At 70.2% G+C, this 14,640-nt stretch carries 15 protein-coding genes and 1 pseudogene; 10 read left to right on the plus strand and 6 right to left on the minus strand.

The features are described from left to right. Positions 1-277, plus strand: a pseudogene (locus BCF74_RS17430) (IS110 family transposase); the annotation flags it as partial. Between the two features lie 69 nt (positions 278-346). Here BCF74_RS17430 and BCF74_RS14945 read toward each other — a convergent pair. Both BCF74_RS14945 and BCF74_RS14950 read right to left on the minus strand, forming a co-directional pair. Further along, positions 347-1,132 carry an SDR family NAD(P)-dependent oxidoreductase gene (locus BCF74_RS14945; protein ID WP_245889394.1) on the minus strand — a complete coding sequence of 262 codons (786 nt, stop codon included), beginning with the start codon at positions 1,130-1,132 and terminating at the stop codon, positions 347-349. Next, positions 1,129-1,995 carry a fumarylacetoacetate hydrolase family protein gene (locus BCF74_RS14950; protein WP_106298756.1) on the minus strand — a complete coding sequence of 289 codons (867 nt, stop codon included), beginning with the start codon at positions 1,993-1,995 and terminating at the stop codon, positions 1,129-1,131. The genes BCF74_RS14945 and BCF74_RS14950 overlap by 4 nt, the downstream gene beginning before the upstream one ends. Before the next feature lie 125 nt (positions 1,996-2,120). On the opposite strand from BCF74_RS14950, the gene BCF74_RS14955 reads away from it, so the two are divergent. The 8 genes from BCF74_RS14955 (at position 2,121) to BCF74_RS14990 (ending at position 10,882) form a co-directional block, all read left to right on the plus strand. Continuing rightward, positions 2,121-3,401: an enolase C-terminal domain-like protein gene (locus tag BCF74_RS14955; RefSeq protein ID WP_106298757.1), complete on the plus strand. Its 1,281-nt coding sequence runs from the start codon at positions 2,121-2,123 to the stop codon at positions 3,399-3,401. Next, the gene (locus tag BCF74_RS14960; RefSeq protein WP_106298758.1) at positions 3,398-4,393 is read left to right on the plus strand and encodes an aldo/keto reductase; all 996 of its coding nucleotides are present in this window, start codon (positions 3,398-3,400) and stop codon (positions 4,391-4,393) included. The genes BCF74_RS14955 and BCF74_RS14960 overlap by 4 nt, the downstream gene beginning before the upstream one ends. Further along, positions 4,390-5,259, plus strand: a complete 870-nt coding sequence (locus tag BCF74_RS14965; RefSeq protein ID WP_106298759.1) for an amidohydrolase family protein — start codon at positions 4,390-4,392, stop codon at positions 5,257-5,259. The genes BCF74_RS14960 and BCF74_RS14965 overlap by 4 nt, the downstream gene beginning before the upstream one ends. A gap of 43 nt (positions 5,260-5,302) precedes the next feature. Next, positions 5,303-6,907: a sugar ABC transporter ATP-binding protein gene (locus BCF74_RS14970; RefSeq protein ID WP_106298785.1), complete on the plus strand. Its 1,605-nt coding sequence runs from the start codon at positions 5,303-5,305 to the stop codon at positions 6,905-6,907. Further along, a complete protein-coding gene (locus BCF74_RS14975) occupies positions 6,904-7,995 on the plus strand; it encodes an ABC transporter permease (protein ID WP_106298760.1) in 1,092 nt (363 codons plus the stop codon). The genes BCF74_RS14970 and BCF74_RS14975 overlap by 4 nt, the downstream gene beginning before the upstream one ends. 63 nt (positions 7,996-8,058) lie before the next feature. Beyond that, positions 8,059-9,039, plus strand: coding sequence for an ABC transporter substrate-binding protein (locus BCF74_RS14980; RefSeq protein ID WP_218279287.1), 981 nt, complete (start codon positions 8,059-8,061; stop codon positions 9,037-9,039). An 85-nt stretch (positions 9,040-9,124) separates the two neighbouring features. Next, on the plus strand, positions 9,125-10,507 hold the full coding sequence (locus BCF74_RS14985; RefSeq protein ID WP_106298761.1) for an FAD-binding oxidoreductase: 1,383 nt from the start codon (positions 9,125-9,127) through the stop codon (positions 10,505-10,507). 114 nt (positions 10,508-10,621) lie between these two features. After that, the gene (locus tag BCF74_RS14990; RefSeq protein WP_106298762.1) at positions 10,622-10,882 is read left to right on the plus strand and encodes a DUF6458 family protein; all 261 of its coding nucleotides are present in this window, start codon (positions 10,622-10,624) and stop codon (positions 10,880-10,882) included. Positions 10,883-11,236: 354 nt separating this feature from the next. On the opposite strand, the gene BCF74_RS14995 is transcribed toward BCF74_RS14990, so the two are convergent. Genes BCF74_RS14995 through BCF74_RS15010 form a run of 4 tightly spaced genes read right to left on the minus strand, consistent with a single transcriptional unit; the run spans position 11,237 to position 14,458 of the window. Next, positions 11,237-11,581, minus strand: a complete 345-nt coding sequence (locus BCF74_RS14995; RefSeq protein ID WP_106298763.1) for an L-rhamnose mutarotase — start codon at positions 11,579-11,581, stop codon at positions 11,237-11,239. Then, the gene (locus BCF74_RS15000) at positions 11,571-12,665 is read right to left on the minus strand and encodes an enolase C-terminal domain-like protein (protein ID WP_106298764.1); all 1,095 of its coding nucleotides are present in this window, start codon (positions 12,663-12,665) and stop codon (positions 11,571-11,573) included. The genes BCF74_RS14995 and BCF74_RS15000 overlap by 11 nt, the downstream gene beginning before the upstream one ends. Before the next feature lie 27 nt (positions 12,666-12,692). Next, a complete protein-coding gene (locus tag BCF74_RS15005) occupies positions 12,693-13,577 on the minus strand; it encodes a carbohydrate ABC transporter permease (protein WP_106298765.1) in 885 nt (294 codons plus the stop codon). Further along, on the minus strand, positions 13,574-14,458 hold the full coding sequence (locus BCF74_RS15010) for a carbohydrate ABC transporter permease (protein ID WP_106298766.1): 885 nt from the start codon (positions 14,456-14,458) through the stop codon (positions 13,574-13,576). Before BCF74_RS15010 ends, BCF74_RS15005 begins: the two co-directional genes overlap by 4 nt. On the opposite strand from BCF74_RS15010, the gene BCF74_RS17150 reads away from it, so the two are divergent. After that, entirely contained in the window at positions 14,436-14,633 is a 198-nt protein-coding gene (locus tag BCF74_RS17150; RefSeq protein ID WP_146132993.1) for a hypothetical protein, read from the plus strand. The genes BCF74_RS15010 and BCF74_RS17150 overlap by 23 nt on opposite strands. The last annotated feature ends 7 nt before the right edge of the window (positions 14,634-14,640 follow it).

Genomic DNA, 14,640 nt, shown 5'->3' on the forward strand with positions numbered 1-14,640 from the left:
CGGTCAAGCCGTCAACGGCCTACGACGCGGCAACTCCTTCCTCGCCCACCGCTACCGCCGCCTCGCCCGCCGCATCGGCAAACTCCGCGCGATCGTCGCCGTCAGCAGATCACTCCTGACCATCATCTGGCACCTCCTGACCGACCCGACCCAGAGCTACACCGACCTCGGCGCCGACTACTACGACCGCCACATCGACACCACACGCCGCACCCAGCGACACGTCCGCGACCTCCAAGCCCTCGGCTACCGCGTCACCCTCGAACCCGTCGCCTGACCAAAACCCCACACACCACCGCGCCACCCGCAGCACTCACCCCTGCCCCCATCACCTTCATTTTCTGGATCAGTCGGGCGGCGGGAGGGGGCGGAGGCGGAGGTTCTGCATCCCGCCGTCGACGGCGAGGGCGACACCGGTCGTCGACCCCGACAGGGGCGATGCCAGGTAGGCCACCGCGCCGGCCACCTCGTCGGCCGAGACGAGTCGGCCGTGCGGCTGACGGGCGTTGAGGGCGGCACGCTCGGCCGCGGGGTCGTCGGCCCGGTCGAGGAGCCGCCCGATCCACGGGGTGTCGGCGGTTCCGGGGCTCACGGCGTTGACCCGGATGCCCTCGCGGATGTGGTCGGCCGCCATCGCGCGCGTCATCGCGTGCACGGCTCCCTTGCTCGCGGAGTAGAGCACCCGGTCGGGCAGGCCGGCCGTGGCCGCGATCGACCCGGTGTTGACGATGGCGGCGTGTTCGGACCGGCGCAGGTGCGGCAGGGCGGCGCGGGCGACCCGGGCCATGCCCACGACGTTGGCGTCGAGCACCCGGGCCCACTCGTCGTCGGGGTTGTCGGCGACCGTGCCCTGGGCACCGATGCCGGCGTTGTTGACCACGACGTCGAGGCCGCCCCACGTCGCGACAACCTCGCTGATGGCGGCACGGACTGAGGCGTCGTCACCGACGTCGCACCGCACCGCCAGCGTCTGCTCGTCCGCCGGGACCGACGACGGGTCGAGGTCGAGTGCCGCCACCTTCGCCCCGCGGGCGCGCAGCTCGTCGGCGATCGCCGCGCCGATGCCGGAGGCGCCGCCGGTGACGATGGCGACGAGGCCGTCGAAGTCACGGATGTCGTTCTGCCGGCTCACGATGCGGCTCCTCCTGCCGTGAGGGATTCGACGAAGACCTGTCGCTGACGCCCGAGTCCCTCGACCTCGACCTCGCACACGTCACCGGCTGCGAGGTAGGGGAACCGGCCCGAGAGTGCGACACCCTCCGGCGTCCCAGTGAGCACGAGGTCACCGGGCTCGAGCGCCATGACCTGGCTGAGGTCGTGGAGCACCGCTCCGACGTCGAAGATCTGGTCCGCGGTCGTCGAGTCCTGACGCGGCTCGCCGTTGACCCAGCTGCGCAGCCCCAGCGCCTGCGGGTCCAGCTCGTCCGGCGTGACGAGCCAGGGTCCTGCCGGAGTGAACCCGGGGCAGCACTTGCCCTTGCTCCACTGCCCGCCGGAGATGTCCAGCTGGAAGGTCCGTTCGGACAGGTCGTTGACGGTGACGAACCCTGCGACGTGACGCACCGCCTCGTCGGGCGACGCGGCATACGACAACCGTTCGCCGATGACGACTCCGAGCTCGACCTCCCAGTCGGTGCGCGTCGACCCCCGCGGGATCTCGACGTCGTCGTCCGGGCCGCCGAGGGTGCCGGGGTGCTTGAGGAACACGACCGGCTGCGTCGGCGGCTCAGCGCCCGACTCCGCGGCGTGCGCGGCGTAGTTCATGCCGATGCACACCACGGCGGGCGGGCGCGCCACGGGCGGCCCGACGCGCAGCTCGTCGGCACCGGCCAGCTCGGGCAGGTCGTCGAGGGCGGCGCGGAGTCGGTCCAGTCCTGCGTCGGCGAAGAAGTCGCCGTCGAAGTCGGGGGTCACCGGGCGCGCGTCGCACCACCTGTCCGCCCTCTCGACGACGGGAACCTCCTGGCCGCGGGGGCCGAGTCGGGCCAGCTTCACGATCGTTCTCCTTCGCCCCGACCTCGTCCGCGAGACCGGTGATTGTCGACATCTGCTTGACACACTTTAAAGATCCGATGTTTGATGGCGCAATACCCGTCCGTCCGCCAGAGGAGGCTGATGTCGTGAGCACGATCATCGCGCTGGAGACCCACGACGTCCGTTTCCCCACCTCGCAGACGCTGGATGGCTCGGACGCCATGAACCCGGACCCCGACTACTCGGCCGCCTACGTCCGGCTCGTCACCGACGCCGACGACGGTCTCAGCGGGCATGGGTTCGTCTTCACCATCGGCCGCGGCAACGACGTCCAGGTCGCGGCCATCGAGGCACTTCGGCCGCACCTGGTCGGCCGCGAGGTCGAGCCCCTCCTCGATGACATGGGCGCCGCGTGGGACCTCCTCGTCCACGACTCCCAGCTGCGCTGGCTCGGGCCCGAGAAGGGCGTCATGCACATGGCGACGGGTGCCGTCCTCAACGCGCTCTGGGACCTCAAGGCCAAACGTGCAGGTATGCCGTTGTGGCAGCTGCTCGCGTCGATGTCACCGGAGGAGATCGTCGCCGCGGTCGACTTCCGCTACCTCCGCGACGCGCTCACCGAGGACGAGGCACTCGAGCTGCTGCGCGCCGCAGAGTCGGGGCGTGGCGAGCGCACGAAAGCCCTTCTCGCGCAGGGCTACCCGGCATACACGACGACTCCCGGCTGGCTCGGCTATGACGACGCCAAGCTCGAGCGGCTGAGCAAGGAGGCCGTCGCGGACGGCTTCACCCAGATCAAGCTCAAGGTGGGCAACGACCTCGACGAGGACCGTCGCCGCCTCGCGCTCGCCCGGCATGCGGTCGGCCCCGACGTGTGCATCGCCATCGACGCCAACCAGCGGTGGGAGGTCGGAGAGGCCGTCGAGTGGGTGCAGGCGCTGTCCGACGCCGACCTCGCCTGGGTCGAGGAGCCGACCTCTCCCGACGACATCCTCGGTCATGCCGCCATCGCCCGCGCCATCGCGCCCATCCCGGTCGCGACCGGCGAGCACATGATGAACCGCGTCATGGCCAAGCAGTTCCTCCAGGCGGATGCGCTCCAGGTCCTCCAGATCGACGCGACCCGCGTCGCCGGGGTCAGCGAGAACCTCGCGATGCTGCTGCTGGCGGCGAAGTTCGGCGTCCGTGTCTGCCCGCACGCCGGGGGAGTCGGTCTCTGCGAGGCCGCGCAGCACCTCTCGATGTTCGACTTCGTCGCGCTGTCCGGCGAGACAGACGGCCGCTTCATCGAGTACGTCGACCACCTCCACGAGCACTTCGTCACGCCGGTCCGCATCGAGGACGGGCACTACGTCACCCCCACCGAGCCCGGCGCCGGCACCGAGATGCTCGCCAGCTCGATCACCGAGTACGAGGTCACCGCATGACCCTGGCCCCGTCGTCGGCGACGCCCGTCCTCGCCCTCGGTGTCGCCCAGCTCGGCAACCTCTTCCACGAGGTGTCCGACGCGGACGCGCGCGCCGTGCTCGAGTCGGCGTGGGAGGCGGGCATCCGCACGTTCGACACCGCGCCGCACTACGGGCTCGGACTGTCCGAGCGCCGGCTGGGTGCCTTCCTCGGCTCACTCGATGCCCCCGAGCGCGCGGAGGCGCTCGTGTCGACCAAGGTGGGGCGACTCCTGCGACCGACGCCCGGGCGCAGCGGCGACGACCTCGACTCGGGGTTCGCCGTGCCGGCCACCCACGAGCGCGTGTGGGACGCCACCGCCGCAGGCATCCGCACCTCCCTCGAGTCCTCGCTCATCCGGCTCGGACTCGACCGCGTCGACACGACCTACCTCCATGACCCCGACGAGTACCCCGACCCCGAGGGCTCGATCCGCGGTGGCCTCGCCGCCCTCGACGAGCTCCGCCGCGAAGGGCTCACCCGTGTGATCGGCACCGGCAGCAAGTCGGTCGCGGCACTCGCCGACAGCGTCGCCGACGAGCGCTGCACCGCGCTCATGGTGGCCGGCCGCTGGACCGTCATCGACCGATCGGCCGGTGCCGAGGTGCTGCCGAGGGCCGCGGACCGCGGGGTCGAGGTCGCCGCCGCCGGGGTCTACAACTCGGGACTGCTGGCCACCGCGCGTCCCTCCGGTCATTTCGAGTATGCCGCCGCGTCGCCTGCCGTCGTCGCGCTCGCCGAGCGCGTGGCCGGGGTCTGCGAGAGCCACGGCGTCGACCTGCCGACGGCCGCCCTGCACTTCGCCGCGCGTGGCGAGGGCGTGACCCGGGTCGTCGTGGGAGCCCGCAGCGTCGAGCAGGTTCGGCAGACGCTCGAACGGTGGAACACGACGGTGCCCGATGCGCTCTGGGAGGACCTCGCCGATGCAGGTGACGTGTCGAGTCTCGCGGGGACCGAGCGGGTGTCGTCGTGAGGATCGACGCGCACCTGCACCTGTGGGACCCCGCGCTGGGCGTCTATGACTGGATCACTCCCGACCTCGGCCCCCTCAACCGCGCGTTCGGTGCCGACGAGGCGCGAGTCGTGCTGTCCGAGAGCGGGATCGACGGTGCGGTGCTCGTCCAGGCGGCCGACGCGCCGGAGGACACCGAGGCGATGCTCACCGTGGCCGCGGCGAACCCGTGGGTGTGGGGCGTCGTCGGCTGGCTCGACCTCGAGGACCCTGACGGTGCCGCGCGCACGATCGACGAGTGGTCGGGCGAGCCGCACCTGCGCGGAGTCCGCCAGCTCGTCCACGACGACCCCCGACCCGACGTGCTCGACCAGCCTCAGGTCCGGCGCACCCTGGCCCGGCTCGCCGACTCCGGGCTGGCGTTCGACGTGCCCGACGCCTTCCCGCGTCACCTCGGGCAGGCGGCGTCGATCGCGCGCGAGCTGCCCGAGCTCACCGTCGTCATCGACCACCTCGGCAAGCCGCCGCGTGGCAGCGACGCCATGGCCGACTGGGAGCGACAGCTGCGCGACGTCGCCTCGTGCGACAACACGGTCGCGAAGGTCTCCGGCCTCGGCCTGGCCGGGGTCGGCTCCGGCGTCGAGGACCTGCGCGGGGTGTGGGAGGTCGCGCTCGACACGTTCGGCCCGGACCGGCTCATGGTCGGGAGCGACTGGCCCGTCTCGACTCTGCACGGCACCTACGCCGAGACCGTGGCGGTCCTCGGTGGGCTCGTCGGCGAGCTCAGCCCCACCGAGCAGGAGCAGGTGTGGTGGCGCACCGCACAGCGCACCTACCGGCTGCTCGTCCCTGCGTCCCCACCGCAGGCCACCTCGGCGGCTCCCTGACCCCGCCCGCCCACTCGACGATTCCAAGGATGTGATCGTGAACATGCGACAGGGTGTGGACCCCCTCCTCGTGGCCGATGGGGTGAGCAAGTCCTTCCCCGGCGTCAAGGCGCTCGACGACATGCACGTCGAGCTGCGACACGGAGAGGTGCTCGCGCTCGTCGGTGAGAACGGTGCCGGCAAGTCCACGCTCATGAAGCTGCTGTCCGGCATCCACACGGCCGACACGGGGCGGTTCCTCCTCGACGGGCAGCCGTTCGAGGCGAGCAGCCCGTCGGAGGCGTTGCAGCTCGGGATCAGCATCATCCACCAGGAGTTCAACCTCGTCCCCGACCTCACGGTCGCGCAGAACCTCTTCCTCGGACGTGAGCCACGCAGGGGGCTGTTCACCTCCGACCGGGCGCTCGAGCGGCAGGCCCGTGAGCTGCTCGACCGGCTCGGGCTGGTGCTCGACCCATCCACGCGGGTCGGTGACCTCACGGTCGCCAAGCAGCAGATGGTCGAGATCGCCAAGGCCCTCTCGCACGACGCGCGGGTGCTCATCATGGACGAGCCGACCGCGGCCCTCAACGATGCCGAAGTCGAGACGCTGCACCAGCTCATCCGGGACTTCGTGAGCCCGCGCACCGGCGTCATCTACATCAGTCACCGCATGGATGAGCTGAAGCGGATCAGCGACCGCATCACCGTCATCCGCGACGGCAGCTACATCGACACCCTCGACACCGCGACGACGACGATGCCGGAGGTCATCGCACGCATGGTCGGCCGCGCCATCGACACCGATGCCCGACCCGAGAACGTCCGCGAGGACCGGCCCGTCGTGCTCAGTGTCGACGGGCTCAGCACCAAGGCCCTGCTCGACGACGTCTCCTTCGACCTGCGCGAGGGCGAGATCCTGGGCTTCGCCGGGCTCATGGGCGCCGGCCGCACCGAGGTCGCCCGTGCTCTCGTCGGAGCCGACCGGTCGACCGGCGGGCGCATCGTCCTGCGCGGACGCGACGTGCAGATCCCGAACCCGGCCAGAGCCGCCGCTCTGGGCATCGGCTACCTCTCCGAGGACCGCAAGCACCTCGGCCTCCTCCTCGACCAGAGCGTCGCCGACAACGTCGCGCTGGCGTCCTTCGGTGACCGGTTCGCGCGCGGTGGGTTCGTCGGCGAGAAGGCCGTGCGCCGTGAGGCGGAGCAGGTCGTCACCCGGCTCGCGATCAAGACGCCGTCCGTCGATCGCATGGTCAAGAACCTCTCCGGTGGCAACCAGCAGAAGGTCATCATCGGTCGCTGGCTCGTCAAGGACTGCGACATCCTCATCGTCGACGAGCCGACCCGAGGCATCGACGTCGGCGCCAAGGACGAGATCTACCGCCTGCTCGGCGAGCTCGCCGAGCAGGGCAAGTCGATCATCGTCATCTCGTCCGAGCTGCCCGAGGTGCTGCGCCTCTCGCACCGAGTCGTCGTCATGAGCGAGGGGTGCGTCACCGGGATCCTCGACCGTGACGACGCCACCCAGGAGAGCGTCATGGAGCTCGCGACCCAGCGCCACAGTGCGCCCGCAACCGTCATCGAGGCCGAGGAGCTGGCAGACATGCCCACCGAGGACCCCACCGACACCCCCGCACCCGACCCACGGCAGGCAGGACGGTCATGACCACCCAGCACACTCCCGACGCGGCGACCGACCCCGCGAGCAACCCGCCGAGTGACGCGGCAACCGCTCCCGGGACCAACTCAACGGCCGCCCGGCCGGCGTCCGCCACCGCCGAGGGACGCTCCCTCGTCGGCGAGGAGATGCGGGCGCGCCTGCAGCAGCTGCTCGCCTTCGCCAGCCTCGTCGTCATCGGCGCCTTCTTCGCGATCGCGAGCCCGATCTTCCTCACCTTCGGCAACATCACGAACGTCCTCTTCTCCACCGTCGTCATCGGCCTGCTCGCCCTCGGCACGACGTTCGTCATCATCACCGGCGGCATCGACCTCTCCATCGGCACCGGAATGGCGCTGTGCGCCGTCATGTCCGGCACGTTCATCACGACGTGGGGCATTCCGTGGCCGCTCGGCGTCGTCCTCGCCGTGCTCTTCGGCGGGCTCATCGGCTTCGTCAACGGCGTGAACGTCGCGGGGCTCGGTCTGCCGCCGTTCATCGCCACCCTCGCCATGATGCTCGTGGCGCAGGGCCTCGCCCTCGTCATCTCCAAGAGCGCGCCGATCTACTTCAGCGACAGCCCCGGCTACACCCAGCTCTCGACGGGCAACCTCATCCCGGGGCTGGACGTGCCCAACGCCGTCCTCGTCCTCGCCCTCGCGACGATCGTCGCGGCCGTCCTCCTCGGCCGGACCGTCCTCGGCCGCTACACCTTCGCCATCGGCAGCAACGAGGAGGCGACGGCCCTCTCCGGCATCAACGTCGGACGCTGGAAGATCGTCATCTACACGCTCGCGGGCCTCTTCACCGGCCTCGCCGGCGTCATGATCTCGGCCCGTCTCGGTTCGGCCCAGCCCGCGACCGGCATGGGCTACGAGCTGCAGGCCATCGCCGCCGTCGTCATCGGCGGCACCTCCCTCGCCGGCGGCAAGGGCTCGATCGTCGGCACCATCATCGGCGCGCTCATCATCTCCGTCATCAACAACGGGCTGCAGCTCATGTCCATCCCCCAGGAGTGGCAGAACGTCATCCTCGGCGCCGTGATCATCGTCGCCGTCTACGCGGACATGGCCCGCAAGAAGGCCACGGCCACCTGAACGCCGCCCCGGGACCGGACCCCACGGCATACGAAACCCACCCCCACCAAGGAGCACGACATCATGATCCGCAACGCACGACTCATGGCCACCGCCACGGCGCTGGCCCTCGGCCTCGCCGCCTGCGGCTCCGGCGGCGGCAGCAACGACAGCGCAGCAGGTGGCGGCGACGGCGACCAGCCCTACATCGCCATCGTCTCCAAGGGCTTCCAGCACCAGTTCTGGCAGGCCGTCAAGAAGGGCGCCGAGCAGGAGGCGCAGAAGCAGGGCGCCCGCATCACCTTCGAGGGACCGCCCACCGAGAAGGACATCGAGCAGCAGATCACGATGCTCACCAACGCGATGGCCAAGCAGCCCGACGCCATCGGTTTCGCCGCCCTGGACTCCAAGGCCGCCGAGGGTCTGCTCCAGCAGGCCAAGAGCCAGAACATCCCCGTCATCGCCTTCGACTCCGGCGTCGAGTCCGACATCCCGCTCACGACCGCGGCGACCGACAGCAAGAAGGCCGCCGGTGAGGCCGCGAAGAAGATGGCCGAGCTCATCGGCAACAAGGGCAAGGTCGCCGTCGTCGCGCACGACCAGACCAGCCAGACCGGCAAGGACCGCCGCGACGGCTTCCTCGAGTGGATGAAGGCCAACGCGCCGGAGATCGAGGTCCTGCCCGTGCAGTACGGCGACGGCGACCAAGCCAAGAGCGCCGACATCACCAAGTCGATCCTCGGCGCCAACCCCGACGTCAAGGGCGTCTACGGCACGAACGAGGGCTCGGCCATCGGTGTCGTCAAGGGTCTGGAGGAGTCCGGCAAGTCCGGCGTCACGGTCGTCGGGTTCGACTCGGGCCAGGCGCAGATCGACGCGATCACGAGCGGTGTCGAGGCCGGTGCCATCACGCAGAACCCCATCGGGATCGGTGAGGAGGTCGTCAAGGCGGCGATGAAGGCGATAAAGGGCGAGAGCCTGCCGAAGACGATCGACACCGGCTACTTCTGGTACGACAAGTCGAACATCAACGACCCGGAGATCCAGGCCGTCCTCTACAAGTAGTCCGGACAGCGGGCTTCGTCGTCGGTATGCCCCGCGCTCACCCGAGCGCGCGGCATACCGATGCGGTGGTTCCTAGGATGGGCCGGTGACCGATCGCAGCGCCGCCGTCGCCGAGCTCGTCGCCGCCCTCCCCGAGGGCGTCGTCGCCACGGCACCCGCCCAGCTCGAGAAGTACCGGATGGACTGGGCCAAGGACACCAGCGCCGGTATGCCGTGTGCGGCCGTGCGCGCGGAGCGCGCCGAGCACGTCCAGGAGGCGGTCCGCTGGGCCGCGCGTCACGGCATGCCGGTCGTGCCGCGAGGGGCCGGATCGGGGCTCAGCGGAGGGGCGTCGGCGGTCGAGGGCGGCGTCGTCGTCTCACTCGAGCGAATGACCGCCATCGAGATCGACCCGGCCGCGCGGTGCGCTGTCGTCGAGCCGGGCGCGTTCAACGCCACCGTCAAGAAGACCGCCGCCGAGCACGGCCTCTGGTACCCGCCGGACCCGAGCTCGTTCGAGATCTGCTCCATCGGCGGCAACGTCGCGACGAACGCCGGCGGCCTGTGCTGCGTCAAGTACGGCGTGACCACCGACTACGTCCTCGGGCTCGACGTCGTCCTCGCCGACGGGCGGCTGGTCACGTTGGGCGGCAAGCGGATCAAGGATGTCGCGGGGCTGTCCCTGCTCAAGCTCTTCGTCGGGTCCGAGGGCACGCTCGGGATCGTCACCCGCGTCATCCTGCGGCTGGTCCCGGCCCAGCTCACGCCGTCGACGCTCGTCGCAACGTTCGACTCGGTGCGGGCCGCGGCGGACGCGGTCGTCGGCATGTGTCGCGTCACGCGGGCGTCGATGATCGAGCTCATGGACAAGCCGACGGTGAACCAGGTCGAGGACTTCGCGCCGATGGGCCTCGACCGCGACCGGGCGCTGCTCATCGTCCAGTCCGATGCGCCCGAGGGGGCCCGGGCCGGCGAGATGGAGCTCATCGAGGCTGCATGCGAACAGGCCGGTGCCGCAGAGGTTTTCGTGACCCACGAGGCCGACGAAGGGGCGGCGTTCGTGCGGGCGCGGCGACTCGCGTTCCCGGCGGCCGAGGCGAAGGGCGCGCTGCTGCTCGAGGACGTCGGGGTGGAGGTGCCGCTGCTGCCCGACCTCGTGGCGCGGGTCGAGGAGATCGGGGTCGAGCGCGGTGTCGAGGTCGTCTGCGTCGCGCACGCCGGCGACGGCAACACCCACCCCATCGTCATGTACGACGCCGCCGACCCGGACTCGGTCATCCGGGCCGAGGCAGCGTTCCAGAACATCCTCACCGCCGCGATCGAGCTCGGCGGCACGATCACGGGTGAGCACGGCGTCGGCCGGCTCAAGCGCGACGCCCTCCCGGCGATGCTCGGGCCCGACGTCATGGAGCTCAACCAGCGGGTCAAGGACGCCCTCGACCCGCAGGGGATCCTCAACCCGGGAGCGGTGCTCGACGCCCGTTCGTGACCGAACCGCAAGCAGAATGGGCACGCACAAATCCGCAGGTCAGCGGTCTACGAGCGGTAATGTCAGGTTGCGATCCGGAACTCCCCGCTCCGGACACGGCCACAAGGAGTGACCATGTACATCGGACTCGGAATCGTCCTGCTCGTCCTTGGCGCGATCCTGTCGTTCGCGCTGGACGTCAACATCCCCGGCATCGAGGACGACACCCTCGGCTGGATCCTCATGGCTGCCGGTCTGGCAGCGATCCTGCTCTCGTTCGCCATGCGCGGCCGCTCGCGCCCGGCGGGCTACACGAGCACCCGCTCGTCGCACGTCGACCCCAACACGGGCGCTCGCGTCGACGAGACCCGGGTCGACCCGGACAACCGCTACTGAGCAGCGGGGCTCGTCCACGACGACGCCCCGGTGAGGTCGCCTCACCGGGGTGTCGTCATGTCCGGGCCCGTCGGCAGGACATGGCGCGAGCTTGTCAGCAGGGGGGAGTGCTCCCCATCGACAGGTTGCGACGGCGCTGGAAGTGTGGGCACCAGAGCGGATCGGGGGATCCGCCGGCCCGGCTGAGGGAGCCGGGTGACGGAACGCGGCGCCTGCTCGCGGAGGGGAGAGCAGGCGCCCCGCCCTCCCGTCCGAGACCGCCTTCACAGTGCACCCCACCAGCGCGCACGCGGTATGCCGTCCGCGACCTGCGCGGACGGCATACCGTTTCGTCGGGCGTGGAGGGGATGGGCGTCAGGGGAGGTGGCAGACCTCGTCCATCGGTGCCCACCACTCACCCGGAGCCGCGGACTCCACGGGCTGCTGACACGGGTCGGTCAGCGACCACCACCGCTGCGTCTCGGCGTCGGCTGCGATGGCGGCGTTGTCCGCGTCGAAGTCGGTGCCGGTGTACTCGTAGTAGCTGAAGAGGAACCCGTCCCGCAGGAAGATGCTGAAGTTGGTGAAGTGGCTGTCCCGCAGGCGCTGGGCGACGCCGGGCCACACCGCGGCGTGCAGCTCGCGGTACTCCTGCTCCTTCTCCGGCCGCAGCCGGATGACCCCGGCCCGGCGCACGACGCGCGGGGTCTCAGCGGTCACGACGGACCCCCGCCGAGACGGACGCCGGCGGAGCCGAGTTGTTCCACGCCGCCTCGTAGCCCATGCCCGGAGTCGTGGGTGCGCGCACCATGCCGTCCGGGCCGACCTCCGGCGCGCGCTCGACGGGGTTGGAGTCCACGAGCGCCTCGTAGTACGTCGTGTTGGGGATCGCCATGCACAGGTGCGTGTTCGGCAACCCGCCCCCGTGCACCTCGGCCCGCAGCAGGTAGGCGTCGGCGAGGTGAGCCACGCGCATGGCGCCGGTGATCCCGCCCTTGAACGAGGTGCTCGTCCGGACGGCGCCCGCGCAGCCGGAGGCGATGAAGTCGGCCGTGTTCATGTGGGCGCCGTCGGAGGTCTCGGCGACGAGTAGCGGCACGGTGACGCGTTCGGCGAGGCGCTGGTGGGCGTTGACACTGAACTCGCGCATGGGCTCTTCATACCAGCGGTACCCGGCCTCGGAGAGGGCTCGCCCGAGGTAGACGGCGTCGGCGAGGTCGAAGCCGGCCGAGCCGTCGTACATGAGGTCGACCTCGGGTCCCACATGGTCCCGCAGCGCGAGCGAGAGCTCAGCGTCACGCCGGGCGTCTCCCCATGCGTGCAGCTTGATGGCCCGGTAGCCGAGGGCGAGGCACTGGTCGGCGACGTCGAGGTACTCCTCGATGCTGCCGAAGGTCACCGTCGAGGCGTATGCCGGGATGGCGTCGCGGTAGGTGCCGAGCAGCTCGTGCACCGGCTGGCCCGCGCGCTTGCCGGCCAGGTCCCACAGCGCCTCGTCGACGAGTCCTTGGATGTAGATCGGCATCTCCTCGATGCGGTCGATCTCCCACAACCGGTGCCAGAGCCACTCCCGGCGGGCGGGGTCCTCGCCGAGGAGCTCATCGCGGACTCGTCGCTCGATGAGGTCCTGCAGGATGATGCCGCGCTTGGTGTAGGCCCAGCCGGTCATGCCGTCGTCGGTCTCGATGGCCAGCCACGCGCCGACGCGAGGCCCGTCCGAGCCCGGGAGCCCGTCGCGCCACCGGAAGGCCGGCTCGACTGCGGGCTCGTCGACGAGGAGTACGGAGACGGAGACGATCTTCACGAGGACCCCCTGGGGTTGTCGGGACGGTCAGCCCTTGGTGGCGCCGGAGAGGATCCCGCGGACCAGGTAGCGCTGACAGAAGACGAAGACGACGGCGATGGGCAGCACGATGATCAGGCCGGCGAGCGCCACCTCCGGACGGGTGATGGGCAGGAAGCTCCCACCGTTGGCCGGGTTGAGCGCCGGCGTGCCCGAGATGACCGCGCCGAGGCCGACGGGGAGGTTGTACTTGGCCTCCTCGCTGAGCATCACGTAGGGGAGGAAGTAGTTGTTCCAGTTCGCGACGAAGCTGAAGAACGCGAGCAGTCCCATGAGCGGCGTCGCCAGCGGTCGGGCGACGTGCCAGAAGAGCCCGGCTTCGCTCAGCCCGTCGAGTCGACCGGCCTCGAGCAGCTCCACCGGCATCGACGTCGAGAAGTAGATGAACGCGAGGTAGGTCCCGAAGGGGTAGAACGCCGCGGGCAGGATCACCGACAACGCGGTGTTCGTCAGCTGGACGGCATTGATCTCGAGGAAGAGCGGGAGCACCAGGGCCGTCGGCGGGACGAGCATCCCGACCAGGGTGAGCACGAGGAGGAGCCGGCGCCCGGGGAGGTGCGTCACGGCCAGCGCATATCCGGCCAGCACCGAGCTGCCGACGCTGAGCACGAGGGAACCCACCGCGTAGAGGACCGAGTTCCAGGCCCACTGGACGAGGACTCCGTCGTTGTAGTCCATGAGGTGTCTAGCGGCCGCGGCGAGCTGGTCGAAGGAGCCGAACGACATCGTGGCGCCGCTGACGAGCTCGGCATCGGTCTTGGTCGGCGCGAGGAGCAACCAGACCAGCGGCACGACGCAGAAGACGGCGAAGCCGAGCAGGACCAGGCCCTTGAGGGCGCGCAGCGGAGTCACGCGATGGCGGTGGGAGCTCATCGGTCCACCTCGGTGCTGAAGAAGTCGGTGCGCGTGATGAACAGCATCGCCGCGACGCAGGACAGGACGAGAAGGATCAGCGAGATCGTGGCGGCGCCGCCGAAGTTGCCGGTCTGGAAGGCGAGCGCGTACCCGAACTGGTTGAGCGACCACCACGGGCTTCCCGCGGTCTTGGTGATGCCGTAGATGAGCTGCGGCTCGACGAAGAGCTGCAGGCCGGCGGCCAGGGAGAGGATGACCATGTAGAGGACGTACTTCGACACGAGCGGGAGCTTGACGAAGATCGCCGTTCGGATCGGTCCGGCCCCGTCGAGTGCGGCTGCCTCGAGCACGTCCTCGGGAATGTTCTGCATCGCGCCGTACATGATGACGATCCACTGGCCGGCGCCGGTGATGAAGGCGATGCCGGCGAAGATGAGGACGAGGTTGGAGTCGGCGAAGACGTCGCTGCCACGTTCGAATCCCATGGCGCGCAGCGCGGGTCCGAACGGGCTGATGCTCGGCTCGAGCATGCAGTACCAGAGGAGGATGCCGGCGGAGCCGGTGACCGCCCCGGGCAGGAAGTACACGAGCCGCATGACGCCGGAGAAGCGCGAGGGCCGGTCGTGGAGCAGCAGCGCGAGCGCAAGGACGCCGACGACCATGATCGGGAGCCAGATCGCGAGGAACAGCGCGACGTTGGCGGCGGCCGGCCAGAAGCGGAAGTCGCCCAGCGTTGCCGCGTAGTTGTCCAGGCCCAGTGCGTCACCGGTGGGGGCGGACACGACGAAGGAGGTGTACACGGCATACGCCGCCGGACCGAGTCCGAAGGCGACGAGCAGGACGATGTAGGGCAGGACGAACAGCAGCCCGGTCCACGTGCCGCGGCGACGGCTCGACATCCCTCGGGAGGGGCGCGTCGATGCCGACGGCGCCTTCCCCGACGTCGATGACGCTGCCCCGGACCTCAGTGAGGTGGCCCTCGTCGTCGGCGAGGACGTCGCAGGGGAAGCCGTCGCATGCGTGGCCGTCGCCGACCGGTCGGCGGCAGTCTCCTCCGACCGGTCGATGACGTGACCGCCGG

Source organism: Knoellia remsis (assembly GCF_003002895.1).
Taxonomy (GTDB): domain Bacteria; phylum Actinomycetota; class Actinomycetes; order Actinomycetales; family Dermatophilaceae; genus Knoellia; species Knoellia remsis.

What these genes read in the sequence shown, in the direction of transcription:
- BCF74_RS14975 (WP_106298760.1), top strand. Translation starts at nt 6,904, where the DNA reads ATGACCACCCAGCACACTCCCGACGCGGCGACCGACCCCGCGAGCAAC.
- BCF74_RS14990 (WP_106298762.1), top strand. Translation starts at nt 10,622, where the DNA reads ATGTACATCGGACTCGGAATCGTCCTGCTCGTCCTTGGCGCGATCCTG.
- BCF74_RS14970 (WP_106298785.1), top strand. Translation starts at nt 5,303, where the DNA reads ATGCGACAGGGTGTGGACCCCCTCCTCGTGGCCGATGGGGTGAGCAAG.
- BCF74_RS15005 (WP_106298765.1), bottom strand. Translation starts at nt 13,577, where the DNA reads ATGAGCTCCCACCGCCATCGCGTGACTCCGCTGCGCGCCCTCAAGGGC.
- BCF74_RS14980 (WP_218279287.1), top strand. Translation starts at nt 8,059, where the DNA reads ATGATCCGCAACGCACGACTCATGGCCACCGCCACGGCGCTGGCCCTC.
- BCF74_RS14960 (WP_106298758.1), top strand. Translation starts at nt 3,398, where the DNA reads ATGACCCTGGCCCCGTCGTCGGCGACGCCCGTCCTCGCCCTCGGTGTC.
- BCF74_RS15010 (WP_106298766.1), bottom strand. Translation starts at nt 14,458, where the DNA reads ATGTCGAGCCGTCGCCGCGGCACGTGGACCGGGCTGCTGTTCGTCCTG.